This is a genomic window from Chitinophagales bacterium (assembly GCA_041392475.1).
GTDB lineage: Bacteria > Bacteroidota > Bacteroidia > Chitinophagales > UBA2359 > JAUHXA01.
This window is the reverse complement of sequence record JAWKLZ010000001.1, coordinates 1,921,006-1,947,577: the sequence shown is the minus strand read 5'-3', so window position 1 is coordinate 1,947,577 and position 26,572 is coordinate 1,921,006. Positions and strand designations below refer to the sequence as shown.

Below are 26,572 nucleotides of genomic sequence, written 5' to 3'. Positions count from 1 at the left end.
GGCCCATTTCTTTTTCAAAATTTTCCTATATTGGACGGTCGTTGGCTTTGCAACACATACACTAAACTTTGGTAGCTTGGTTAGCGTCTAAAATGGAATGAAAATCAACATCAAACACCACAATTCAGCTACTAAGGTTTTTTTAGAACCAAGACCACAAGCATCTATCATGATAACGGTTAGTAAAAACTACGAATTTGACCCTGAAAAAGACCTTATAGGACAAGGTGGATTTGGGAAAGTATATCGAGCGAGGGATACGAACTTGGGTATGGAAGTAGCTATTAAGAAATATGCTGGAAATCTTCCTGCCAAATACAGTTTGTTTGGAGAAATCAAAAGAGCCATTCATTTGAACCACCCCAATTTGGTGCGTTATTACGATGCCTTTGAGTTAGAAGACAGCTCGGCTTTTGGCGACAAGATTCAGATTGGCGTATTGGAATTCATCAATGGAGGTGATTTTACCAGTTTGCTGCGCACACGCCCTGGCTTTGATGTCTTGCGAAAGGCATTTATCGGCATTATGGAGGGTTTAAAATATTTACATGCCAAAGGTATTATTCACCGAGATTTGAAGCCCGAAAATATATTAATCCAAAAAGAAGGAGGGGAGATTATTCCCAAAATTGCAGATTTTGGTATTAGTAAAGTCATTGAAGATGGTGGTTCAGGAGCTTCTTCCATGATTATAGGATCCATCGAATACATGGCTCCAGAACAGTTCAATGTGGTGCGATATGGCAAAGAAAACCAATTGCACACCAACTTGGATTTGTGGTCTTTGGGTACGATTATATATGAAGCTTTTACTGGTTCTGCGCCTTTTGGCAAAACCAAACAAGGGGTTTCTCGTGACGAAATCATGCGAAATATTTTGGAGAAAAACCTAACCGAAATCCAAAAAGTACCCGAACCATTTCGCCAAGTAGTTCGAGCTTGTTTGATTCGAGATGCCAGCAAACGTGCTCAGACGGTCGACCAACTGTTCGACCTTATGTATAGTTACGAACACGGTTCTACTCGCCGTATCGACAAGACTCAACCCAATTATGAAGGAAACATAGAAACAATCAAGGGTGGAGGAACGAGCATTTTGGAAAAAAATACACCTAAGCCTCCAATATCTATCACAGATGATTCTTCTGATGGCGCAAACACTCCGCAAAATATAGCTTCAACAGCTTCAAAAACTACAGATAGTACGGAATTTAGTTTTGCGATGATTGTTCCCTTTGTAACAGCTTTTTTGGCCTATGCTTTTTTTGAAAGTAAAAAAACACTATTTGGATGGGATACTCCAGTAAGCAGTTACATTATTTATCCTGCTTTGGTGTGTGCTGCAATGGGATTGGTCAATATTTTCACGATTTTCTTTAGAGACATAAGACGTGCAGAAATACCTGCTTACCTTTTCTCCTTTTTGGTGTTGGTGTATTTTTTAACCCGAAGTTTGCTTACACATCACTACACCAATTCAGGGATTCAAGGTCTTAGTTTTGATTTCACTTCTCATCCTTTTGCACTCTACTATCCCTATTTAGGTATTGGTATTGTGTTGGTTAGTCTATTGGCATCCCTCAGCCGTATTCGATGGTTTGAATTAATTGCACATTACGGGAGCATTGCATTTTTACTGTATATACTTATTGACGTGAGTATTGAAGCATCTACTGCATGGAACATTATACGTATTTTAGGAGTTGTTGCAATAGCAATAGGCATTTTCCTTTGGAACAAACAGAAGCATGACCTTAAAGGAGTTTAGACAACGGTACATATACAACCCCGAAGTAGATACTTTGGGAGAGGGAGGCTTTGCAAAAGTATATAAAGCCTACGATACGTTGATGAAACGAACCGTAGCACTCAAGTTTTACCGTGGTGATTTTGGAGATAAATACAGTGTGTTGGCAGAGATAAAGCGTTCCATGTCTTTCAACCATCCCAACCTGATTCGATATTATGATGCCATTCAAATCCAAGTTCCCTCTAGTTATGATGCTAGTAGTATGCTACAAGTAGGAATTATGGAATATGCCAATGCGGGTGACCTCAATGATTTTATGAAGACTTTTCCTTCTTTGATGGACATCAAAGGAGTTATTGGTGGTATATTGAAGGGTTTGGCGTACTTACATCAACATGGAGTTGTACATAGAGATATCAAACCTCAAAACCTATTGGTGAATAAAGAGGCTGATGGAAGTTGGGTAAGCAAGATTGCAGATTTTGGACTTGCCAAAAAACTTTCGGAGCATAAAGAACTTTCTTCGCAGTTGTTGGGTACTATGGAATACATGGCTCCCGAACAGTTCAATCCTGAAAAATATGGTATCAGCGGAATATTGGGTACAAACATTGATTTATGGGGCTTTGGGGTGATTTTGTTTGAAACCTTCACTGGTGAATTGCCTTTTGGTAGTCGCACAGATGGAGATAGTCATGAGCAGGTGATGTACAATATCATGCGAAAAGATCTGGGTGAAGGATTGGTGGAAGTGATGCAGCCTTACCGATCTATTATTGAGTGGTGTTTGGTGAAAAATGCCAATCTAAGAGTGCAGAAAGCAGAGGATTTGTTGGATTTGTTGGACGGCAAAGAGGAGGCATTGCAGCAGGTAAAAGAGCATACGGATACGGTGATGAATAGCCAAATTAGTTTGGATGAAGACCAAAAACGCTTATTATTTGTTGGTAATATTGTACTTTCGCCGTTGTTGGGCGTTTTACTATTTTTTATATGGAAAGGAAAATACCCGCTAAAAGCTCGCCAGACACTCAACTTGGCTTGGTGGTCATTGGCAGCATGGTTGGGTTTGTTGTTGGTAATTGTAGTTGGAATGATTTTTATGGAAACTAACTTAGTAACGAATTAAAATTAAAATGAAAAAACCACTTCTAAATCAGATTGTTAGAATAGACCAAGTGATGAACGAAAAATCCAAGACATCTACTTCAATATTTGTTAACAACAGCACTATTTAAACTAACTTTGGCTGATCAATAGCCCTAAATATTTTTTGTAGGAATAATACCTAATTTGTAGATGAAATTCAGAGAACGATATACATTTGATTCTAATAAAGACTTTATCGGTAAAGGAGGGTTTTCGAGGGTTTACAAGGCTTTTGACAACATCCGTAAACGTTATGTAGCACTGAAGTTTTACAAAGGCAATGTTTCTGATAAATACGACATTATCAGCGAAATCAACCGAATGGATGATTTGATTCATCCCAACCTTATCCGATACTACGATGCCAACATTATTGATTCGGTCAATGCGATTGGAGAAACGGAACACATACAGGTAGGGATTATGGAGTATGCAAATGCTGGTGATATTAGCACTTTTTTTAAAGTAAAAAGAAGTCCAGAAGTTATCAGTGCAATCGTCAAAGACATCCTAAAAGGATTGGCTTATTTGCACAAAAATGGTATTGCTCACCGAGATTTGAAGCCCAAAAATATCTTGTTGACTCAGAATAAAAAGGGAAAATACATTGCCAAAATTGCAGATTTTGGTATTAGTAAGCGTATTGATGTCGATGATGCTACCATGTCTTCGCAACTGATGGGAAGTGTGGAATATATGGCTCCTGAGCAATTTGCACCTGCCATGTTCGGTATCAATCAAAAGCTGGCAACCAATGTGGATTTGTGGTCTTTGGGCATTATCATCTATGAGTTTTATGCTCAAAATCTTCCTTTCGGAAGCCGTACGGCAGGGATTAATTACGAACAAATTCTCAACAATATTCTCTTCAATGACCTCAATATTGACTACAGCATAGTTTCTGAACCACACCGAACCATCATTCGCAAATGTTTGGTGAAAAAAGCATCTGAACGTGCCAAGGATGCAACTGAACTATTGGAAATATTGGAGGGTAAAAAGACGGATAAAAAAAATAAAAAGGAACCGAAAGAGGCGAATAACCCTAAAAATGAAGGCACTAAAACGGCCATCCTTACAGGGTTAAAAATACCAACCGAATCTACTGACAATGATAAGAAAGAAACTAGAGAAATTGAGAATCAAAAAGAGGTAAAGCCAATCCAAAAAGAACCTTCGTTCCAAGAAAATAAAGAAAAAACAACGATTCCTATTACGAAAACCAATGATTCTCCGAAAGTAGAAAAAGAAAGACCCATTAGACCGTTGAACAACAAATCTGTATCCAATGAAATAAATGTTGGAAAAAATTTGTTTAAATTGGGGAATTACACAGAAAGTTTCAAAATTTTAGATCTTTACCAAGACCATCCTGCTTTTGACACAGAGGCCAAGTTTTTCTTGGGCTATATGTACTACAATGGCAACTGTGGAGGGGCTTATGATGAGGTGATAGGACGAAAATTCATGAATGAAGCCAAACTACAAGACCGTAGTTTGGTAATTGAATTGATGTTGAAATATGTGTTGAATAAGTGAGGATTTATTTGAAGATTTATAGATTTTAAATGATATTTGTCCAAAAATAGCGTATATGGCAAAAGTTCAGTGTTATAACTGCAAAAAGACTACGCCCGTAGTGGCACCTCGATATAGATGTAAATACTGCAATTACCCTCTCAATAAGTATGTGGAACAAGAGGACGAACCTGAGGAGGAAATCATTATCGAAAAATTGAAGCAAGATGTTCCTGAATCGGTGACAATTCATGATTTGTACCGTGATGAAGTGCCTGAATCTCAAAAAGGTATTGAAGAGGTTTTAGAAAAACTAAAACCAGATGAAACAGTTCAAAAAACGATGACAGGGCCTGTTATCATCAAAAAGAACCTCAATCCCGAAAAAGATGGTAAAATCATTGCAGGTTGGTTGGTTGTTCACACAGAAGGCAGACTACCTGTTACTTATGAGCTTTTTGAAGGAACAAATGTCATTGGTCGTCCCGATGGCCCGCATCATGTTGACATTCGGGTTGAAGACGATGAATATGTGAGCAGGATTCACAGCATCATTACCATCAAAAAAGACTTTCTTCATAGATTTTACTATGAATTGACCGATAATGGCAAACTAAGACGAGGCAATCCGAGTACAAATGGTACGTACATCAATGGTCGGACCGAAAGATTGTCTAAAAACAGTGTAGTGCATCTTCGAGACAACGATACCATTCAAGTGGGGACAACCAAATTGGTATTCAAAAATATTGACAATTCAGATAACCTCGAATCAGCAGCACACAGTGTCATCGAAACAGACTTCACCAGTACTGTAGCCATTAGATAATCAACAAAATATCACAAACTAATCAACCAATAATATGACGTCTAGAGGGAAGAATTTATTATTAGCATTGATTTTCTCTTTCATTTTAATGGTAGTCGTTGTAGCAGGTTACAACATCATACCTGAACCTACACTAAAGCGTTTCTTTCAAATGTTAGGAGGCAGTTTGCCGGGAGGACTCATACAGTTTTTTACCTACATTGCTTTCTTTTGGGGCATATTCGAAATCCGTGCTCGTATGCACCGTCTTCAATTTGAAGAAGCAGGACTCAAAATGGGGTTGCTTCCAGAAAAAGAGCAATGGGTTCTTTCACCAAACGATGTGAATGACCTCAAGCTAAAAATGATTGAAAAAGAACAAGAGCGCAAGTTGTTAATCACAGATGTAATCAAAAAAGCGAGTACAAAATTTCGAGCAAACCGCAATATCTCGGATGTAATGGGCATCGTTTCGGCTCAAATCAAAATCAATATGTCCAAAGCGGAAAGTGCACAGTCAATTATCCGTTACCTCGCATGGGCTATGCCTTCGATTGGTTTCATCGGTACGATTATGGGGATTGCACAGGCTTTGGGAGTATCGGATAAAGTGGCAGATGACCCCGAAATGTTGGGTCAAGTGACAGCGTATATGTATGTTGCGTTTGACACTACACTGATTGCCTTGTTTCTCAGCATTATTATGATGTGGTATTTCCATAGTTTGCAGGAAAGAGAAGAAGATCTTCACTCAGAGATGGAGGAATATGTGATGGAAAACTTGGTGAATAGGATACATTTGGAGTAATTTCTTTGTTTCTATCTTCCAATCAACACGTACCCTGCTTAATCTTCCGATTTTTGAAGTTTTGCCTTGTAATAATCCTAATTATAATGTTTTGCTGTGACAATAAAAAGCCACTGAAACTGCTTATGTTTAAAATACAACCTAAACATAAGCAGTTTCAATGGTATCTAAAGTCAAGAGAAAATTGTACGATTGTATTAAACATCTTGGAAAATAAATAGAATTTATTTGTAAACGATTCAAAAATAGCTCACCAAATGCAATATGGATTCTTGCAAACGATTAAGAATAGTACAATAAGGTTGGCCATCTAATTTTAGGTAAAGTGATTGGCTATGAATACCCTGAATTTGATGAACATAATAATATTTTTGAAGGACATTTAATCCTGAAAACATTATCATACTACAAATCAAATTTAAGTATTCAATCATTATTTGATTATGACTAATATTCAAGAAGGGGCTTCTGATGCTACTATATCTTCTTCCCTGTTCTTCAAAGCTTACCCTTCAACGCCATGATTCTTTGGTAAGATTCATCGATTCTTTGTTCTGGTATTTTGCCTTCCTGCACCAACTTTTTGAGTGCATCAAAAGCTTTTTGCGGCAAATTTGGGTCATATACTTCGCTGTTGTTTCCAAAACACAAAATATCCACGCCTGCATTTATAGCGAGTTCTATACCTTTTTCAAAACCATAGTGTTGTGTAATTGCTCCCATATTCATATCGTCCGAAATAATTACTCCATCGTAGTTCATTCCTTTTCGCAATCCATCGGTAATCACTTTTTTAGATAGTGTTGCAGGATACAGACTATCCAAGTGTGTATTGAAAACATGTGCGGTCATAATCGCATCTACCAATTTTGCATTGATCAAATTTTGATAAGGTATCGCTTCTTCAGCGTTCCAAGTATTGGTCACATCCACCAGTCCCAGATGAGAATCGGCTGTCGAGCTACCATGTCCAGGAAAATGCTTCAAACAAGTGAGTACCTTTTGTTTGTGGTGGGCATTGATGTAGTAATAAGCGTGTTTGAACACTTCGGCAGGGTCGCTCGAAAAGCTACGCTCCAATTTACCAATAATCGGATTGTCAGGATTTACGTTCACATCTACCACAGGCGCAAGGTTCATATTGAAACCCAGTTTTTGAAGGGCAGAAGCCAAGATAGTAGTATGATAGAAAGTGCTATCTGTATTGTTTAACTCTCCCAAATATTGATGTGAAACTGTTTTCGGAAAACCGTCTTTTTCCTTCAATCGGCGGATGATACCTCCTTCTTGGTCAACCGTTACCAATAGCGGTATTTCAGCATAAGACTGCAAATCTTCAATCAGTTTTTTGACCTGAATAGGCGATTCTATATTCCGCAAAGGTTCGGTTTGGCGGGTTGGAACGTGAAGGTCAAATAGTACGACACCGCCTAAATGTAAATACTTGATAGCTTGTACTATGGGAGCATCATCAGATACGGTTAGACCACGAAAACCCATGATAAGCATTTGACCGAGTTTGACATCGAGCGACACTGAATTTTCTTTTGTGTTTTCTTGTACGGCCGTTTGAGCAGTATCGTTTGTTGAAGAACTAGGTGATTTTGATTGGCAACTACTTAATAAGCAGATGAATAGTAAAAAAGATAAATAAGGAATAGATGATTTCATTTTTTGTAGTACGTTTTTTATTCCAGAAAAGCCTTTGAAGTAATTTCCTTCAAAAGTTGCGGTAAGATAGAAGGAACTTGGAAAATCAAACGTCTTTCTGACAAAAAATTGTATAAAATTTACTTCAAGAGGGAATCAACTCAACTTTTGGCGGAAAGAAATTGATTGGAATTTGTGATGGCTTCAACTTTTGGGGATAGTGTTGTTTAGGATTTTATTGGAGAATGGCTTATATTTGGAGGGTAAGTTGTAAACAAAAATTAGAAAGCAAATATAGGAAAAATGAAAATTAATGTTAACATGATCTCCGCTCATCAATATGTTTTTGTATTGATTTTATTTCTTTATAGTTTTACCTTGACACAGCAAAAAACCGTAGTTATTTACCTAATTGGAGATTCAACAGTGGCTAATTATGCAGATAATTACGATGAAGGTAAAGACTATTACAAAACAAGATTTCCTGTGACAGGTTGGGGACAGGTTTTTCAAGAACAATTCACTGGAGTGGATTTAGCTGACTTCAAAAATATTTTTGATGCGGATAGTGTTATCATTGATGACCGTGCAAGAGGAGGAAGAAGTACACGGACTTTTTTTCAGGAAGGAAGATGGAGATCCGTTTACGACAGTCTCAAAAAAGGGGATGTTGTAATGATGCAATTTGGGCATAATGATGCCGCAGAAAACAAACCAGAGCGGTATGTTGATATTGAAGGATACAAAGAGTTTATAAGATTGTTTACGTCCCAAACTAGAGAAAAGGGAGGTGTACCAATTATTCTTACTCCTGTCTGTAGAAATTATCCATGGGAAGACAATCATCTATCAAATGTGCATGGTCAATATCCTAATGCAGCATTAGAAGTAGCAAAAGAAATGGATGTTTATTTTATTGATTTAAATCAATTATCTATGGATACATTCAGCGAGGTCGGTATGGATTATGTAACCAATAACTATTTCATGAACTTACCATCTGGAGTATATGAAGCCTATCCTGATGGACAATCTGATAATACGCATTTTCAACCAGAAGGAGCGAAAGTTGTGGCAGAGCTGGTTTTTGAAGCAATGAAAACTTTAGAGAAATAAGTTTCTGAAAATTACTTCTTGCATTCAAGATAGAGCTGCAAATTAAATGTAAAAAAACAAAAAAGGATATACAAAAAATTATAAATGAAGAATATCGAAAAATGTGGAAAGTCAATATAAAAATGACAGAAAACCCATGAATGAACATAGGCTACTCAATTTAGAATTTGGACGAAAGATTAAAGACATAAGATAAAAAGTTTTAAATTATTGACAGTAAAAGAGTTAAGTAAAATTGAATTGAAAATGCAATTTGCTAATAACCAAAAATTTACTTCTTATGTCTTTCATTCAAAGTCCAAACTCAATGAAGACTACAAAAGTTGTTTGACTTTTGAAGGAAGCTCACCTTATTTGAAGTGGATTCAAAAGGATATTTCCACTTACGTTGAATGTTATTTTTCTCCTAAAAAATAAAACAAGCCTTCCACAATCATTGCAAAACAACTTATATCGATGATTTATCGTAGTTGTTTCTTTTAATTGAAATAATAATTGGACTACTGAAAAAGCGAAAATTGGTTGCTTTTGATAGTCCAGAAATGGATTATTTTTGCCGCATTATTTTTCACCATCTGCAAAGTGGTGTTTTTTATTTACTGCCATCTACAAGGTGGTGTCAATGTGAAAATTATGACAGTTACAAAAGCTCGATTGAGCGTAAATATCAACAAAGTGGCTTGGCTGCGAAATGCAAGAGGTGGAAATATGCCCAACTTACTACAAGTCGCTCAGGATTGCGAACGATTTGGTGCGGAGGGAATTACCGTACACCCCCGCCCTGATGAACGACACATCAAATACCAAGATGTGTATGACTTGAAGCCTTTGGTGACAACGGAGTTCAACATTGAGGGGTATCCAAATGAACGTTTTATGCAATTGGTGAAGGAAATCAAGCCTGAGCAATGTACGCTTGTGCCTGATCCTCCTGGAGCGATTACTTCAAATGCAGGTTGGGATACGGTTAAGCACCACAATTTTTTGAAAAAAATAATTGCATCTTTGCAGGGTGATGGTATTCGGGTATCGCTTTTTGCTGAACCTCACAAACACATCATGGAAGGAGCTTCAAAAGTAGGAGCGGATAGAGTCGAATTTTATACAGGACCTTATGCTGAACGCTATCATGAAGACCGTGTAGAAGCAATTGCGCCTTATTTAGCGGCAGCAGATTATGCAGTAGAATTGGGTTTGGGTATCAATGCGGGGCATGATTTGAATTTGGACAATCTTCGGTATTTGAGGCAAAGTATGAATGGTTTATTGGAAGTTTCGATTGGTCATGCACTGATTAGTGATGCACTTTATTTCGGCTTAGAAAACACGATTCAGTTGTATTTGAGGCAATTGCAGGAAGATGTATAGGAAATGAAAATCAAAATCAAAATGAAAAATATTTGATTTTCAAAATTTTATATAAAATGCAGAAAACCAATATTGGATTTAGGTATGGTTTGATAGCTGGCTTGGCGATGATTGTGGCCTATTTGGGTTTGTTTTTTTTCGCACCCGATTTGCTATTTAGGAGAATGGGCTTATTGGCGTTTGCTATATTGTTGGTGGTGATGATAGGGGCGGGGGGTAGTGCGAAACGTCAATTTGGTGAGGAAGAGTTGTTGTTTCGAGAACTTGTTCGGCCTATATTTACCGTTTTTGTGGTTAGCATGATGTTGGTGATGCTGGTACATTATATAGTGTACAATTTTTTGGACTTCAATATGGAACAAATCACGAAGGAATGGTTCATTGGAGAAGCCAAACGACAAATGGAATTGGCGAATCAATCACCTGAGCTTGTGGAGAAGGAACTGCAAATATTGGAGAATGGCGATTATAGTTATGGTATCTTCAAGGCGATGCAAACTTATGTATTGAGCTTGGTGTTTGGTTTTTTGATGGCTGCTTCGATTGCAGTTGGATTGATGTATGCGAGGCTGTTCGGTAAAAGATGATTTTAAATGAATTACTTTCACATATTCTCAGACTGAATTTTTAAATGCTTTGTTAAATTTATAAAAAGTGAACAATTACTAATCACGAGTAACTAATCACTAATTTAATTCTATGGACATATCTGTTGTTATACCTCTTTTGAATGAAGAAGAATCCCTTCCTGAATTGGTCGCATGGATTCAAAAGGTAATGAAAGCGTATCAATTTAGTTATGAAATCATATTGGTCGATGATGGAAGTACAGATAAATCTTGGCACGTGATTCAACAACTGGGTGCAGAATTGGAGGAGGTGAAAGGCATCAAGTTTCGGCGAAATTATGGTAAATCGGCTGCCCTCAATGAAGGTTTTTCGCTGGCGAAAGGTGAAGTTGTGGTTACAATGGATGCAGATTTGCAAGACAGTCCTGATGAAATTCCTGAACTCCGCAAAATGATTGTGGAAGATGGTTTTGACCTCGTTTCGGGTTGGAAAAAAGAACGACACGACCCGATTTCTAAAACGATTCCTACCAAAATTTATAATGCCGTAACTCGATGGGTAACAGGTGTGAAATTGCACGATATGAATTGTGGTTTGAAGGCCTACCGCAATACAGTGGTCAAAAGCATCGAAGTGTATGGCGAAATGCACCGCTACATTCCTGTGATTGCAAAATCAGCGGGATTTAACCACATCGGTGAGAAAGTGGTGAAACATCAAGCACGTAAATATGGCACTACAAAGTTTGGTTTGGAGCGGTTTGTGAATGGGTTTTTGGATTTGATGACAATTGTGTTTATGTCTCGTTTTGGTAAACGTCCGATGCACTTTTTTGGATTGTGGGGTACGGTGATTACCCTAATTGGTTTTAGCATCATTACTTATTTGGCGATTGCTCGATTGGGTTTCGATCAATACAAAATGACCGAGAGGCCTTTGTTTTTTTATGGTCTGATTATGTTGATTGTAGGTATGCAATTGTTTATGACTGGTTTTTTGGGTGAAATGATTGGACGCTCTGCTTCGGATAGGAATGTGTATCAGGTGGAAGATACTATTTTAGACAAAAGACGAAAGACAAAAGACGAAAGAGAATAATTATTGGGTTATACGTATTTTTATGAATAAAATAAAATCTGTTATTGCAGCTTCAATTGAAGTGAAAAAAAAGGTGCTGGAGGATGAGTTTTTGCTGCAAACTATTGCTGCAATTAGTGAACAGATAATTCAAGCATTTCGCAGGGATAACAAAATTTGGTTTTGCGGCAATGGTGGAAGTGCGGCGGATGCTCAACACATTGCAGCAGAATTATCGGGTAGGTTTTATTTTGACCGTCCTCCTCTTTTTGCAGAGGCGTTGCATGTGAATACTTCTTACCTTACGGCAGTAGCGAATGATTATGGTTTTGATCAAGTGTATGCGAGACTTATTGAAGGTTTTGGGAGTAAAGGTGATATTTTGGTCAGTCTTTCTACTTCGGGAAATTCTCCAAATGTCATTAAGGCGATGGAGCAGGCTAAAAAACAAGGACTTATCAATGTGGCTTTGACGGGGCAAACGGGTGGAAAATTGAAGGAAATGGGTCTGACTGATTATTTGGTGAATGTTCCTTCAATAGATACGCCTCGTATTCAGGAGGTACATATTTTGGTTGGACACATTGTTTGTGAGTTGGTGGAAAAGGAGTTGTTTTCTAAGTGAGTTTTGGGCAATGTAGATTCTAAATACTGTAGAACAGAAATTTCTTAATATTTTGAGCAGCATCACTGCGACTCTCTTTGTAGCAATAAGTCTAAATAGTGCCTGGGCTATGCCCTTTTGAGTGTCAAATAGCTTTTGTTACAGTGCGCTAAGCAATCAAAAAAAGGGCTTGAATCCATTGGATTCAAGCCCTTTTTTTGATTGTCAACGCTAACCATATTTCGTCAGTCGTCCACCGTCAGTCGTAAAAAACTTATTGTACCAACAATTTTTTGGTTACTTGTTTATTACCTGCATTCAACATTACGATGTAAGTACCTGCTACCAAGCTACCTTTTTCGATATCAAATGAATGTGTACGTGCTGCCAATTCTCCCAAAGGCTGATTGCGAACTACACGACCTTGAAGGTCAAATATTCGAAGTGTCAAATCAGTAGCTTCTAAAAGTGTGATTTTCAAGGTGCTTTGTGCTACCATTGGGTTAGGGAACAACTCAATTTGAGAAATTCTATCGCTAAGGTCTTCAATAACCGTAGGCAATTCGTAGGAAGGGAAAGCCAGTTCTGTATCACAACCTAGTAGAGTAAAGTTAGTGCTACGGTACATTCCACGACCATGCGTGCCGGCATACAATACATTACAACCAATATTTCCCATTTGCTCAAAACGTAAACTATGAACAGGTACTCTGCCCATGATACCGTTCTCCTCTGTCCAAGTTTTAGAAACTGCGTCATACAACCAAACGCCTAGCTCTGTACCTGCAACGATTCGATTTGGATTGAACTCATCAATCGCCACACTATACACAGGCATTAAAGGAAGGTTGTGTTGCATAGAGGTAAATGTCGGATTGACCGAGTTGGCATTGAAGGATTCCACTATATTTTGGTCTTGACCGTAGTTTCCAAGACCCACTATAATGTGTGCAGGATTGAAGTCAACATCAATGCTTGCAATATACTGACCTTGTGCCCCTGTTACAACAAATTCTCTCGTTGTAGGAACATCTCTATCTAAATTGGTTATACGCATCATTCTACCATCATTTGTACCAGCATAAACTGTTTTGCCGTCGTTGGATACTGCCACAGCACTGATACAGCGTGAGGCGGCGAATTTTCCGAGTTGTTTCCAATCAGGTATAGCACTAAAATTGAGTGCGCCTTCTGTTCCCCATACACGACCGTCACATGCACCTGTCACAAATAAGGATTTTTCTTGGGTAGGGTCAATGAGATTGCCTATTCCATCCTCCCACAAAATGAAAGGGGTAATAAAGAGTGGATTTCCGTCCAATTGACCATCAGGATTACAACCCCCTTCAGGTGTAGTAGGTGCACAGTCAGCATTTTCGTCAAAAAATGCACTCAATGGAGGAGTTGCGCTACCTGTACGTACAATCGCACCATTTTGTGATTCTGCAAAAATAGCCAAAGGGTTGATTTTGGAAATGTCGCAAAAGCCACCGTCACCACCTGTGATGAAAGCTCCTTCTAGTACAGAACTACCGTCTAAGGTAACAAAGATAGTCGAGTTATCTTGTGTGCCACCTACTACACGTCCATCTCTACCTGCTGCCATACCGTAAAATTGGGTGACAATGTAGTTTTTGTTGATTGCTGAGAAAGTAGGGAACACATTTTGAGCATCCAAACTGCGTGCAACTCCACCGTCTGAACCGACAAACATGATATTTGGATTGGTAGGATGGAAGACAATGGTGTGTTTGTCAGCATGAACACTATAAGGAGGTGCGCCACCGTCCAACTGATTCCAACTATCACGAGCGGACCAAGACCATAAAGTGATACCTCCCATGATAATACGCTCTTTGTTGGCAGGGTCAACGGTTACACATAGGTCATACCAACCTTGGCAACCTTCACCAGCACCTTGGCTCATAGGGTCAAAGAAATTACTGCTACCTTCTCCAATGATGATCCAAGTATCTCCACCATTTTTGGTTTGCCATACTTTTCTTAGACAACCTCCACTAGTGACTGTAACAATGTACAAGTAATTGTTGTCAGTTGGTGACATAGACAATACTTTGTTTCCTGATGAAATTTCAAATTGCCCAGATGTAGTACCTGTGAAGCCATCTTCAAAATTTAAACCATCATTGGCTCTGTAGTATTTGCTACCTGCTACAATATGTGCAGTACCGTCCGATGCTACTGCTACATCATAGGCCACAGAAGTAGTAGGAACACCCTCTGCTTTAGCCCAAGTAGCACCACCATCTTGGCTTATTTGCAATCCTCTGCTTGTTGAAGCATAAACACGATTAGCATTTGTAGGACTAACTTCAACGTCTTGAATCGCTGCCCAGTCAACATTATATAGATTGCTCCCTGTAAGCGTAGGCTGGGTTGATTCTAATAGTTGGAAAGATACACCTCTATCAGTAGATTTGTAAATACCATTACCAGGCAACACTGAATTTCCAAGTTTGCCTTCACCATAAGAACGTCCGTCAAAGTTTTCGCCAGTTCCTACATAAATATCGCCATTCGGTGCTTGGGCAATAGCTGAAATAGAAAGTGTACCAAGTTCTGTGTTTTGTGGATGATCATTCCAGCTCAAACCGCCATTGTCGGAGGTGAAAATACCACCTGATACACCACCAATCACCATTCTTTTGGGATTGTCTTTGTCAGCTAAAATTGCACGGGTACGTCCACCAACATTGTTGGGACCCATAAATTGCCAGTCAATTTGAGCAGATTTGGTTGTTCTGCTTTCAGCAGCTTTGTCAGCAGTTTGTCGGGCATTGATGACATCTGCCATATCAATACGTCCTGTTTCAGGGTTTGCTTTCATCTGCATAAGGTACTCAAAAGCACCAATGAAAGACTGTGTTTTTTTCTCAACTTTGCTGATAGATTCTTTGTTATCAGTCAATTGTGTTTTTGCAACAAGTACCAACTCATTTGTCTGCTGCATATACATATACCCACTAGCCACCACGGCGAGTAAGCAAAAAATAGAAATTATAAATCTTTTCATACGTATAAAATTTATCATTAATTTGAGTAATTTTTTGGATTGATGAATGATTGCTTATTTAGCATAGTTATATCTCTTTATTAGACGAACAACAGGTCGAATATCCATATTGTTGAAAAAAACAGCAAATATTTATTTTGAGGTTTATCGCTTCAAATGAACACTTTTTATTTGAAGGAGGTTATTCTTCAATGAGTTATAAAAAATACAATAAATTGAAAGCCAAGTATTAATTTTTATTTTCTAAGATTTAGAAATATCGCACAAAATAAGTTAAATCTTGTGTAAATGTAGTGTTGTTTGGCTGACTTTATCGGTAAAATAGTGATTTTCCTTCTTTTGATGAACTATTCAAAAAAATCGTTGGTTGATAATAACTGATTACGTAACTTTGCAGTCCATTTATAAAAATGGCTTTTTTATTCAAAGTTCGGGGTGTAGCTCAGCTCGGTTTAGAGTACACGTCTGGGGGGCGTGGGGTCGCTGGTTCGAATCCAGTCACCCCGACAATTGAAAAACAAGCAGTTATGGTAAATTTTCGTAACTGCTTTTTTTGTTGGTTAAAACATAGTTTAAACATTTTTCCCAACACTTCATTTTGTTTAAACCTCCTTTACACTCTATTTTTTCACTGTAAGATTTTTTTAGGACGACTCAGTAGCTTATTTTTGGAGACATCCTCCGCCCAAACCCAACTCCCAACCCTCACCCCAATAGACCCCAACAACAGCCATACCCACAGCCTGTATGCCTTTCGGGAAATGTTGACCGAACTTTTAGTTCGTACAACATCATTTTAAAAAGGAAAATCAAAAGTCTTGGTTTATTCACTAATTTACCGATGTGAACCAGAAATGATTTGCCAAAAATACAAAACAGATGGATTGAGATGGATAGAATCAAAACAACCAAAGATATTGGAGTACTCAAAGGAAAAACCTTGGTTTTCGGTGGAGTGTATAGCAATTTACAGGCATTGGAGCGAATGATAGCGATTGCGGAGGAACTGCAAATTGCGCCTCAAAATATTATCTGTACAGGGGATGTAGTGGCATATTGCGCTCAGCCAGAAGAATGTGTACAAAAAGTGATGGATTGGGGAATTCACACCATTGCAGGAAATGTGGAGATTCAATTGCGAGAAGGAGAGGAGGACTGTGGATGTAATTTTGATGAGGGGAGTCGCTGTAATTTATTTTCGGGGCAATGGTATCCTTTTGCCAAAAGGCGATTGAGTGAGGCATGTATTGATTGGATGTGGGAATTGCCTGATTTCATTAGCTTTGAATTAGCAGGGCTGCAAGGTTTGGTGGTACATGGATCATTGCAGGAGACTGCGGAGTTTGTGTTTAAATCCACCTCTTGGGAGGTAAAGGCTGCAAATTTGGAGCAGGGAAAGGTAGATATAGTTTTGGCTGGGCATTGTGGCTTGCCTTTTCACGATGTCCGAAATGGGCAGTATTGGCTAAATGCTGGAGTAATCGGAATGCCTGCCAATGATGGCACAACGAGGGTTTGGTACATGGTTTTGGAAGCGGAAAAGGAGAGAAGCCTTGCTTTTTCTCACCATTCATTTGACTACAATTGCGAAGAAACTGCCCGTTTGATGGGACTTTATAGCCTTACACCTGAATACGCCAAAACTTTGGTGACAGGGCTTTGGGACAATTGTGAGGTTTTGCCAGACTCGGAGACGAAATTGCAGGGAATAGAAATTTGTTTTTAAGTTGAATTTTGGTAGAAGCCTTGGGTTATCCAGTTTAATTGTTATTTTTATTCTTTACTAAATACTACCAAATATTGAAAATCATACAATTTCTTTTTATCCTATTTTTCCCCCTATTCGTCCTTGCTCAAACGAGAGCCGTTACCGAGCTTCAAACAGAGTGGAAATTTGCCAAAGGCGCAAATGAAATGGCACACCAAACCGACTTCAATGATGCCGATTGGGCGACAGTTAGTGTGCCACACGATTGGGCGGTAGAAGAAGGTTTTGAAGTAGAGGGTGATGGCAATACGGGTAAACTACCGTGGAAAGCAGAAGCGTGGTATCGGAGGAATTTGGATATTTCACCCAGCGACAAAGGCAAAATCTTGTACCTCTTGTTGGATGGAATCATGGCTTTTCCTAGCGTGTACTTGAATGGAAAATTGGTGGGGAAATGGGATTATGGCTACAATTCTTTCTATCTGGACATCACCGATTTTGTCAATTTTGAAGGAACGAACACGCTTGCCATTCATGTAGATACCCGACAACACGACAGCCGATGGTATCCCGGAGCAGGCATTTACCGAAAGGTGCAATTGATTGCCGTTCAGCCCATTCACGTAGCGATTTGGGGAACGTATATCACCACGCCAATTGTGAAGCCTCATTATGCAGATGTCCAAATAGCGACCACACTTAACAATACTTTGGATGCAGCACAAGAGGTACGAATCAAACACAAAATTTTTACTGTTGACAGAAAACAAGTAGCGGAACAAGAACTAGCTGCAACGCTCTCAGCTCAAAAAAGCAAAAGAATAGAAACCACTTTCACCCTCTCCAATCCCCGAAAATGGGACATAGAACATCCACATTTATACACCGTTGAAACAGAGATTTACAAAGAAGGTAAAAAAATAGACGATTATTCTTCAACTTTTGGCGTGCGAACCATTGAATTCACTGCCAACAACGGTTTTTTATTGAACGACAAACGAGTGCAATTGAAGGGAGTCAACATGCACCACGATCACGGCCCATTGGGTACAGCCTTCAATAAGCGAGCAATGGAAAGACAATTGCAAATCATGAAAGACATGGGCTGCAATGCCATCAGAACGAGTCACAATGTCGCTGCCCCCGAACTTTTGGATTTATGTGATGAAGTGGGAATGTTGGTCTTCAACGAAGTATTTGATAAGTACGATGGCAAAGCAGATATAGTGGATACCACCGATTTTGATAATTTTGCCCATCGAAATATCCGGAATTTTGTGGTGAGAGACAGAAACCATCCTTCCATATTTTTGTGGAGTGTGGGCAATGAGATTGGAGATGTACAGTGGAACAAAGACAATGGTTTTCACCGATTGAAGACCATGATCAACTATTTGGAGAAATACGATCCGACTCGCCCCAACACTTTGGTTTGTGATAGCTACGAAAGTGCCAAATTGCGGCATTTTGATTTCTACGATGTGCACAGTTGGAACTATGGACGCAGGTATCGTTTGGCCCGTCAATTAGAGCCGAACAAAGCGGTAATTATCAGTGAATCAGCTTCAACGCTCAGTACGAGAGGTTTTTATGAATTGCCTCTGCCCGAAGATAAAACCGCCTTTACCACATCTCTGCAGGTAAGCTCCTACGATATGAACGCTCCTTATTGGGCAGAATTGGCGGACGATGATTTCATGTGGCAGCAAGAAGAACCCTACATTGCAGGAGAATTTATTTGGACGGGTTTTGACTATTTGGGCGAACCGACTCCCTACAACAACGATTGGACAAAGGAAAACGGAATGACCGACAAAGAAGCTTCTAGAAGTTCCTATTTTGGTGTAGTCGACTTGTGTGGAATTCCCAAAGATCGTTTTTACCTCTACAAAAGTTATTGGAAACCAGACGAAACCACCATTCACATTCTACCACATTGGAACTGGAAAGATCGAATCGGCAAGGAAGTTCCTGTATTTGTGTACACCAACGGCGAATGTGCCGAACTGTTTTTGAACGGCAAATCGCTCGGCAAAAAATGCAAAAATCCAAAATCCGAAAATTCAACCGAACGCTTTAGATTGATGTGGAAAGAAGTCATTTATGAAGAGGGCGAACTCAAAGCAGTTGCCTACAAAGAAGGTGCAAAAATCGGTGAACAAAGTTTAAAAACTGCAAAAGAACCCTACCAAATCAAACTGACTCCAGACCGCAAAACCATTCAGGCAGATGGCAAAGATTTGTCTTACGTATTGATTGAAGCCATTGATAAAGAAGGAAATGTTTGTCCTTTAGCCAATCATGAAATCACCATTCAACTCAAGGGAAACGCCAAAATTGCAGGAGTCGGCAATGGCAATCCTCAATCTTTTACTCCCTTCAAATCCAATATGGTGAATTTATTTTATGGCAAAGCGATGTTGATTGTAGGTTCAGAATTTACCAAAGGAGAGGTGACGATTGAAGCTACTGCAAAAGGATTGAAGACAGGAAAAACCAGTGTTTCAGTAAGATAAATTTGTAAAAATAATGACCAACCGCCAAACCCAACTCTCCGCCAACATTGTAGCCTTCTGTCGTTTTCTACGCAAAAACGGCTTCAATATCGGCATTGCAGAAGAAAAAGATGCCCTGCAAGCCATGGAAATCATACAACCCTACGAGTCACCCGAACAACTGCAATTGTGCCTTCAAACTGCTCTTTGCCGCACTCCCCTGCAATTGCAGAAATTTCCCAAATTGTACCATCAATATTGGCGAGAATTGGATAGAGCAGTGGACAGCAAAATAAAGGAAGTATTAGAGGAAAAGGAAAAGCCAAAACCTTCTAACCAGCAGAAAATCAGTTTTCAAGCCTTGAAAAATTGGCTGAACGGCAATCGAAACGAGGAAGAAGAGGAGGTAGCAAGTTACTCCAATGTGGAAGCAAAAGGAGGAGGAGAGTTCCCAGATTTTGACGAAGATGAATTGAAAGAAGTCTTCAAATGGGTGAAAAAGCTGGTCGACAAAATCGCCAATCGCAGAAGCCGCCGCTTCCAAACAACCCATCAAAAGGAACAAATTGACCTCAAAAAAACCATCCGCCAAAACATTGTACGGCAAGCAGAAATAGTGAACATTGCGTATCGCAAAAAGAAAAAAAATGAACTGAAGGTAGTTGTTTTGTGTGATGTCAGTCGTTCGATGGCACTGTACAGTCAATTTTTTATACAGTTCATGTTTGCCTTCCAGAAGCTTTTCCCCAAAGTTCAGACCTTTGCATTCAGCACAAAATTGTATCCTATTTCCAAAGAATTGACCCAGCAATCTTTGCAAAAATCGGTCAAAGATGTAATCCAAAAAGTAGATACTTGGTCGGGGGGTACCAAAATTGGTGCATCTTTGCAGCAATTCAATCAGGAGTTTTCCCACAAAATGCTCGATTCCAAAACTTTGGTCATCATTCTCAGCGATGGATGGGATACAGGTGATTCTGAATTGGTCAGCGAAAATATGCGTTTTTTGCATCGCAAGGCACTAAAGGTATTGTGGCTCAATCCATTGGCAGGTAGTTCGGATTGGACTCCCGAAGTTGTTGGTATGAAAGCCGCTATGCCTTATATTGACCTTTTGTTGCCTTTTCACAATTTGGAGAGTTTGGAAAGAGTGGTGAAAGAAATGCGGTTTTGAAAATGCTTTTTTGGTAGCTTTGTTTTCTATTTTTTACTTCAATAATAACCCATGCAATACTTCAAAGAGAAAACCATCTGGATTACAGGAGCTTCCGAAGGAATAGGGAAAGCTTTAGCCCTTCAATTAGCTGAGGAAGGAGCAAGCATCATTTTGACTGCTCGGAATGTAGCAAAGTTGCAGGAAGTTCAGGCAGAATTGAAAGGCGAAGGACACCTTATATGGCCGATGGATTTGTTGGAAACGGACAAAATTGGAGCAGCCGTTGAAGAAGTGCTGCAAAAAGTGAATTCCATTGACATCTTGATTAATAATGCAGGTATTTCGCAGCGTTCTTTGGTGAAAGACACCCGTTTGGAGGTGGATCGAAAAATCATGGAACTGGATTATTTTTCGGTTATCACCTTGACCAAAGCCCTTTTACCCCATTTCTTACAGCGAAAAAGTGGGCATATTGTCACGCTTAGCAGCATTGCAGGGAAATTAGGAACTCCGATGCGAAGTGCTTATTGTGCTGCAAAACATGCGGTTATTGGATTTATGGATAGTTTGCGAGCCGAAGTTCATGGAGATAACATTCAAGTTTTGGTGATCACGCCTGGTTCTGTTCAAACCAATATTTCAAAAAATGCTTTGGAGGGAGATGGCAAAAAACATGGCGTAACGGATAAAGCCATTGCGAATGGTATTGCAGTAGAAAAATGTGCTGCAATGATTGTAAAATCCATAAAATCAAATGATTCAGAATTGTTGATTGCAGGTGGAAAAGAGAAAATGGCGGCGTATTTGAGGCGATTTGCACCCAGTTTGTTGTTTAAGATGATGAGGAGTGTGAAGACGACTTGAAACTCAAATATCCAACAAAACTCCGTCTTTCCAAACTTTCGGTAAATCCGCAAATTGAGGATGTTTGACTTCAATAATGATCATCGCATCATCATAAGCCGTTTCAACATCTTTCCCTTCACTCAAACCAATATACACACCCGATGCAAAGTCCAAAGCCGCATCGTCCTCAGCTGCCTTGCTCATGCCAATGACATACATGCCCAATTCTGACAAAACTTTTGCTTGAGATTCAGAATAACAGGCATTCAACAAAATCATTTGGATGCCCTCTTTGTGCTGTCGAAACAAACGGCTAAGAGCTCTAGTCGGCATGAGTTGTGGATTGTTTTGGTCGTTGGTGATGATGATACCCGATTGTTCGCCATGTCCTGCAAAATGCACTATATGAGGTTTTTGGTTCATCGCAATGACCAAATTTTCGATGGTAAGCGCAAATTGAGGATGCAAAAGTTCATAGTGCTCGTTTCGTCTCATGCGCTCACTGATGATGCGGTACTCCTTATCAGTCTGTAAGCTCGCTTGATTGCTGGGATTGGCAGCAAGAAAAAGGATTTTTTGTTTGATTTTTTCATCTTTTTTACCAAAGTTGATTTGACTGCTGCCTATGTCTTGTATCACAATGTTGTCATTCCCTGTCACCTCACTTCGATTCTTGATAGCGTCTTCGTAAGAAGAAAGATGCAAATTGGGATAATCCTCTTCCATTTCGTCCAACTCAGATTGCAGTGAAAAGGTGATGCGAGCCGACTCTATATTGTAGTCATTTTGACCCAAAATCCCCTTATTGTGGCTATCTTCATTTCTATGGTTTCGAGCAGAGATAGAAATGAGATTTTGAGTATGTCTATTTTCTTGTGTTTGTTCGGCAATAGCCAAAGCACATTCAATGGCTTTATTCAATTTCCCTTTGGCCAATAAATTTCGTACATCTTGGTAAGTGCTACACATAGAATGGGGTTTGTTTTGTAATGAATGTTCAATGATACGCTTTTTCTGCAATTCTGCCAAACTCCAGTGGATGGGTTTAGCAAAAAACAACTAACATAACAACCAACTCAATCGTAGGCATGTAGAAAAAAACAATAGTTTCTCTTTTTTCCGTACCTTTGCCATCTTAAAGAATAGGACAAATAGAAAAAATGTCCATTTGGGTTATAATGATTTGGTATTGGCAAGTTTAGAGATTCGTCTTCAAAAAAAACAATCAAGCAGGCTTTGCGGTCATCATAATTCAGAATTTACAATTAACGTTTATTAATTTTTATTGCATGATGACTTTTGAAGAACTGGGCTTGAAATCGGAAATAATAAAGGCGGTCTCTGATTTGGGTTTTGAAACGCCCACGCCTATACAAGAAGAAGCAATCCCCTATATTTTATCTTCTGACAACGACCTGTTAGCGTTTGCCCAAACAGGTACTGGAAAAACGGCTGCATTTGGGCTACCTGTAATTCACAAAATAGACGATTCCTCTCGTAAGACACAGGCATTGGTATTGTGTCCTACTCGTGAATTGTGCCTTCAAATTTCCAAAGACCTCCAAACATTTATCAAATACCTACCCGATGTAAGCGTAATGGCAGTATATGGTGGGGAAAGAATAGACATACAATTGAGAGGATTGAAGGCAGGTGTTCAGATAGTGGTAGGAACGCCAGGGCGTACATTGGATTTGATTCGCCGCAAAAAACTACACATTCAAAACATCGGATGGTTGATTTTGGACGAAGCAGATGAAATGTTGAGTATGGGCTTCAAAGATGAATTGGATGCGATTTTGGCCGAGACACCTGAAGAAAAACAAATCTTGCTTTTTTCGGCAACCAAACAAAGCGGCATTAATTCGATGGTGAAAAATTTCATGCATCAACCGCATGAAATTCAAATGGGTACGACCAATGAAGGTGCTGCAAATTTAGACCATCACTACTACATGGTTCACTCCAAAAACAAATTTGAAGCACTCAAAAGAATCGTTGATTTAAGCTCCGACATTTACGGTATTATTTTTTGCAGAACAAGAAGAGATACCCAAGAAATTGCCGACAAATTGAGTCAAGATGGCTATAATGCAGAAGCCTTGCACGGTGATTTATCACAATCACAAAGAGATTATGTGATGAAACGTTTCAGAAAAGGAACACTGCAATTGTTGGTTGCAACAGATGTGGCGGCACGTGGATTGGATGTAGATGACCTCACACACGTAATCAACTACCACCTACCTGACAATATGGAAACCTACATTCACCGAAGCGGTCGAACAGGTAGAGCAGGAAAAAGTGGTATTGCCATTGCGCTCATCAACTCAAAGGAAAGAGGTAAAATTTCGCAGCTCGAAAGAAAACTTAGCAAGAAGATTGAGCGCAAAATGATTCCAACGGTTGAAGACATCAACAAGGAGCAACTTTCTGCTTATATGAGTAAAGTGGAAAACACTGAGGTCAATGAATCTTCGATTACACCACACTTGGAAATGATTTACGAACGATTCGAAAGTCTGAGTCGAGAAGAATTGATACAGAAATTTTTGTCCATCGAACTCAATCGCCTTTTCGACTACTACAAAGGTTCTTACGACATCAACATTTATTCCAAAGACAGAAATAGAGATAGGGAGAAAAAAACAAGGACTTCGAAAGCCGAATTAGCAGAAAGAACACCACGGTCAGAAAGATCCGATAGACCTGAAAGAAAGCCAAGGTCAGAAAGAACGGAAAGGTCAGAAAGAACGTCACGTTCTGGTGAGTTTTCAGATTCTGGATCTATTTCTATGAAGCGTTTTTACCTCAATGTCGGCAAGAAAAACCATCTTACTCCGTTGAATCTAATTGAGTTAATCAATGATTCTATCGGTAGAACAGATGCCGAAATTGGCAAGATAGAAATCCTCCGCAACTTTTCCTTTTTTGAATTGGACGCTAAGTATGAGCAAGAATTATTGTTGGGAATGCAAGGAAAAACCCACGGTAATGATGACTTGGTTGTAGAACCCACTGTTACCAATAAACAAAGTAATTTTGGCATGGATGAAGGTCCAAGAGACAATGCTTGGAAAGGGAAAAAACGAAAAAAGACAAAGGATACAACGAGCAGAGGAAGCAGTAGAAATGGAGGCGGAAGCAGTATTAAAAGTGAATGGAAACGAAAAGGAAAGAAAGACAAAAAGGCTAGAAAGGTGTAATGTTCTAACAAAATGAAATAGAAAATGTATCTTAACTTCAAAAATAAGATATACTGCATAATCGGTACATGGATTAAACAATCTATGTACCGATTTTTTGTAAAAAATCTTTTGTCAATTGAAAATCTAAAAATATGGAAAGCATAGACTCCAAAAAAATAGGCTTACTACTTGGGCCAACACTCTTTCTATTAACCCTTCAATTCTTCCATCCCGAAGGAATGAGTAAAGAAGCAAACGCCATTCTTGCCTCCACTTTGTGGATAGCAGTTTGGTGGATTACCGAAGCCATACCCATTGCTGTTACCTCACTTTTGCCTATCATTTTGTTTCCACTCACAGGTGGTCTGAGTCTAAGTGATACAACTGCCTCCTTCGGACACAAATACGTCTTTTTATACATAGGAGGTTTTATTTTGGCTATTGCTATTGAACGCTGGAATTTACACAAACGCATCGCCCTCAATATCATCAACTTTATTGGAACCAACATCAAAAGTATCATTTTGGGTTTTATGGTGGCCACTGCATTTCTATCAATGTGGATTTCCAATACAGCGACTTCCGTGATGATGTTGCCAATCGGTATGGCAATTGTTGCCCAATTGAGAGACAATCCCAATACCAACGAAAACGAAAACTTGATATTTGGCAAAGCCCTTATGTTGGGAATAGCTTACAGCGCTTCCATAGGTGGAATGGCAACCCTAATTGGTACACCTCCCAATTTGGTTTTGGCAGGTATTGTACAAGAAATGTATGGCATTGAAATCACCTTCTCCAAATGGATTGTATTTGGCTTGCCCATTTCGATTAGTTTACTATTTTTGTGCTGGAAATACTTGACCACTTTTGCCTTCAAATTCACCCAAACTTCCTTCCCCGGCGGCAAAGCAGAAATCAAAAGACAACTGCAAAAACTGGGTAGAATCAGCTATGAAGAAAAAACCGTTCTGGTGGTTTTTGTAGCAACTGCTATAGCATGGATTGGACGTTCACCACTTCAAAATTTTATCCAATCCACTTATTCAGATGCAGACATTGAATTGTATCAAAATACGGCTCTTGCACAAATAGACGACACCATTATTGCTATCATTGCAGGGATAGTCCTTTTTTTATTACCTGCTTCAAAAGACAAAAAAAGAACTATTCTTACATGGGAAGAAGCAGTGAAATTGCCGTGGGGTATTTTGTTGCTATTTGGAGGAGGATTGGCTTTGGCAGAAGGTTTCAAAAGCAGCGGTTTGGCACTTTGGATAGGCAATCAAATGACCTTGTTGGAACACGTGCCATTGTTTTTACTCTTGTTGGTATTGGTGGCTGCGGTCAATTTTCTCACCGAAATCACCTCCAATCTTGCCACAACTGCCATGATTTTGCCTGTCTTAGCTTCAATGGCAGTGATTATTGGCGTACACCCCTACATATTGATGGTAGGTGCAACGGTCGCCGCTTCTTGTGCCTTTATGTTACCTGTTGCGACTCCACCCAATGCAGTAGTTTTTGGTTCGGGTTATTTGACGATTCCAGACATGGTGCGAGCAGGCATTTGGATGAATGTTCTTTCGATTATATTATTGACAATTATTACCTACTTCATACTGCCTTATTTGTGGGATTTCAACCCTTCAAGTTTTCCATTGGAGTGGATGACGAAATGATAACAAAGCAAAGGCTTGCTAGAATGAACACCTGCAACCCAATTG

19 protein-coding genes and 1 tRNA gene are annotated in these 26,572 nt (G+C 39.2%); 17 read left to right on the top strand and 3 right to left on the bottom strand.

Features of this window, described 5'->3' with window-relative positions; all coding sequences use genetic code 11:
• Positions 1-97: 97 nt before the first annotated feature.
• The 5 genes from R3E32_07025 to R3E32_07005 all read left to right on the top strand — a co-directional run bounded on the left by R3E32_07025 (position 98) and on the right by R3E32_07005 (position 6,033).
• Positions 98-1,768, top strand: coding sequence for a serine/threonine-protein kinase (locus R3E32_07025; protein ID MEZ4884478.1), 1,671 nt, complete (start codon positions 98-100; stop codon positions 1,766-1,768).
• The gene (locus R3E32_07020; GenBank protein MEZ4884477.1) at positions 1,749-2,879 is read left to right on the top strand and encodes a serine/threonine-protein kinase; all 1,131 of its coding nucleotides are present in this window, start codon (positions 1,749-1,751) and stop codon (positions 2,877-2,879) included. Before R3E32_07025 ends, R3E32_07020 begins: the two co-directional genes overlap by 20 nt.
• Before the next feature lie 170 nt (positions 2,880-3,049).
• The gene (locus tag R3E32_07015) at positions 3,050-4,438 is read left to right on the top strand and encodes a serine/threonine-protein kinase (protein ID MEZ4884476.1); all 1,389 of its coding nucleotides are present in this window, start codon (positions 3,050-3,052) and stop codon (positions 4,436-4,438) included.
• Between the two features lie 55 nt (positions 4,439-4,493).
• Positions 4,494-5,246: an FHA domain-containing protein gene (locus R3E32_07010; protein MEZ4884475.1), complete on the top strand. Its 753-nt coding sequence runs from the start codon at positions 4,494-4,496 to the stop codon at positions 5,244-5,246.
• A gap of 34 nt (positions 5,247-5,280) precedes the next feature.
• Positions 5,281-6,033 carry a MotA/TolQ/ExbB proton channel family protein gene (locus tag R3E32_07005; GenBank protein MEZ4884474.1) on the top strand — a complete coding sequence of 251 codons (753 nt, stop codon included), beginning with the start codon at positions 5,281-5,283 and terminating at the stop codon, positions 6,031-6,033.
• A gap of 498 nt (positions 6,034-6,531) precedes the next feature.
• Here the strand turns inward: R3E32_07005 and R3E32_07000 are convergent, their stop codons facing one another.
• On the bottom strand, positions 6,532-7,704 hold the full coding sequence (locus tag R3E32_07000) for a glycoside hydrolase family 3 protein (GenBank protein MEZ4884473.1): 1,173 nt from the start codon (positions 7,702-7,704) through the stop codon (positions 6,532-6,534).
• A gap of 282 nt (positions 7,705-7,986) precedes the next feature.
• Between R3E32_07000 and R3E32_06995 the strand changes: the two genes are divergently transcribed.
• The 5 genes from R3E32_06995 (at position 7,987) to R3E32_06975 (ending at position 12,439) form a co-directional block, all read left to right on the top strand.
• Positions 7,987-8,799: a rhamnogalacturonan acetylesterase gene (locus R3E32_06995; protein MEZ4884472.1), complete on the top strand. Its 813-nt coding sequence runs from the start codon at positions 7,987-7,989 to the stop codon at positions 8,797-8,799.
• A gap of 633 nt (positions 8,800-9,432) precedes the next feature.
• Positions 9,433-10,167 (top strand): pyridoxine 5'-phosphate synthase, encoded by a 735-nt coding sequence (locus R3E32_06990; protein MEZ4884471.1) that lies wholly within the window; start codon positions 9,433-9,435, stop codon positions 10,165-10,167.
• A gap of 56 nt (positions 10,168-10,223) precedes the next feature.
• Positions 10,224-10,754 carry a DUF4199 domain-containing protein gene (locus R3E32_06985; GenBank protein MEZ4884470.1) on the top strand — a complete coding sequence of 177 codons (531 nt, stop codon included), beginning with the start codon at positions 10,224-10,226 and terminating at the stop codon, positions 10,752-10,754.
• Between the two features lie 112 nt (positions 10,755-10,866).
• Positions 10,867-11,835 (top strand): glycosyltransferase family 2 protein, encoded by a 969-nt coding sequence (locus tag R3E32_06980; GenBank protein ID MEZ4884469.1) that lies wholly within the window; start codon positions 10,867-10,869, stop codon positions 11,833-11,835.
• A 22-nt stretch (positions 11,836-11,857) separates the two neighbouring features.
• Complete coding sequence (locus tag R3E32_06975) at positions 11,858-12,439, top strand: D-sedoheptulose 7-phosphate isomerase (GenBank protein ID MEZ4884468.1); 582 nt, start codon at positions 11,858-11,860, stop codon at positions 12,437-12,439.
• A 253-nt stretch (positions 12,440-12,692) separates the two neighbouring features.
• On the opposite strand, the gene R3E32_06970 is transcribed toward R3E32_06975, so the two are convergent.
• The gene (locus tag R3E32_06970) at positions 12,693-15,452 is read right to left on the bottom strand and encodes a T9SS type A sorting domain-containing protein (GenBank protein MEZ4884467.1); all 2,760 of its coding nucleotides are present in this window, start codon (positions 15,450-15,452) and stop codon (positions 12,693-12,695) included.
• A gap of 431 nt (positions 15,453-15,883) precedes the next feature.
• On the opposite strand from R3E32_06970, the gene R3E32_06965 reads away from it, so the two are divergent.
• From R3E32_06965 to R3E32_06945, 5 genes are all read left to right on the top strand, one after another.
• A tRNA-Pro gene (locus R3E32_06965) sits at positions 15,884-15,959 on the top strand.
• Positions 15,960-16,341: 382 nt separating this feature from the next.
• Positions 16,342-17,178, top strand: coding sequence for a metallophosphoesterase family protein (locus R3E32_06960; GenBank protein ID MEZ4884466.1), 837 nt, complete (start codon positions 16,342-16,344; stop codon positions 17,176-17,178).
• Between the two features lie 74 nt (positions 17,179-17,252).
• Positions 17,253-19,676 (top strand): glycoside hydrolase family 2 TIM barrel-domain containing protein, encoded by a 2,424-nt coding sequence (locus R3E32_06955; GenBank protein MEZ4884465.1) that lies wholly within the window; start codon positions 17,253-17,255, stop codon positions 19,674-19,676.
• A 13-nt stretch (positions 19,677-19,689) separates the two neighbouring features.
• The gene (locus R3E32_06950) at positions 19,690-20,829 is read left to right on the top strand and encodes a VWA domain-containing protein (GenBank protein MEZ4884464.1); all 1,140 of its coding nucleotides are present in this window, start codon (positions 19,690-19,692) and stop codon (positions 20,827-20,829) included.
• 51 nt (positions 20,830-20,880) lie between these two features.
• Positions 20,881-21,675, top strand: coding sequence for an SDR family oxidoreductase (locus R3E32_06945; protein ID MEZ4884463.1), 795 nt, complete (start codon positions 20,881-20,883; stop codon positions 21,673-21,675).
• Between the two features lie 3 nt (positions 21,676-21,678).
• Here R3E32_06945 and R3E32_06940 read toward each other — a convergent pair whose 3' ends face one another.
• Positions 21,679-22,626, bottom strand: coding sequence for a CHAT domain-containing protein (locus R3E32_06940; protein MEZ4884462.1), 948 nt, complete (start codon positions 22,624-22,626; stop codon positions 21,679-21,681).
• A gap of 320 nt (positions 22,627-22,946) precedes the next feature.
• Here R3E32_06940 and R3E32_06935 point away from each other — a divergent pair, with 320 nt between their 5' ends.
• Together R3E32_06935 and R3E32_06930 are read left to right on the top strand one after the other, a co-directional pair.
• Positions 22,947-24,863: a DEAD/DEAH box helicase gene (locus R3E32_06935; GenBank protein MEZ4884461.1), complete on the top strand. Its 1,917-nt coding sequence runs from the start codon at positions 22,947-22,949 to the stop codon at positions 24,861-24,863.
• A 134-nt stretch (positions 24,864-24,997) separates the two neighbouring features.
• On the top strand, positions 24,998-26,527 hold the full coding sequence (locus R3E32_06930) for a DASS family sodium-coupled anion symporter (protein ID MEZ4884460.1): 1,530 nt from the start codon (positions 24,998-25,000) through the stop codon (positions 26,525-26,527).
• Positions 26,528-26,572 lie beyond the last annotated feature (45 nt).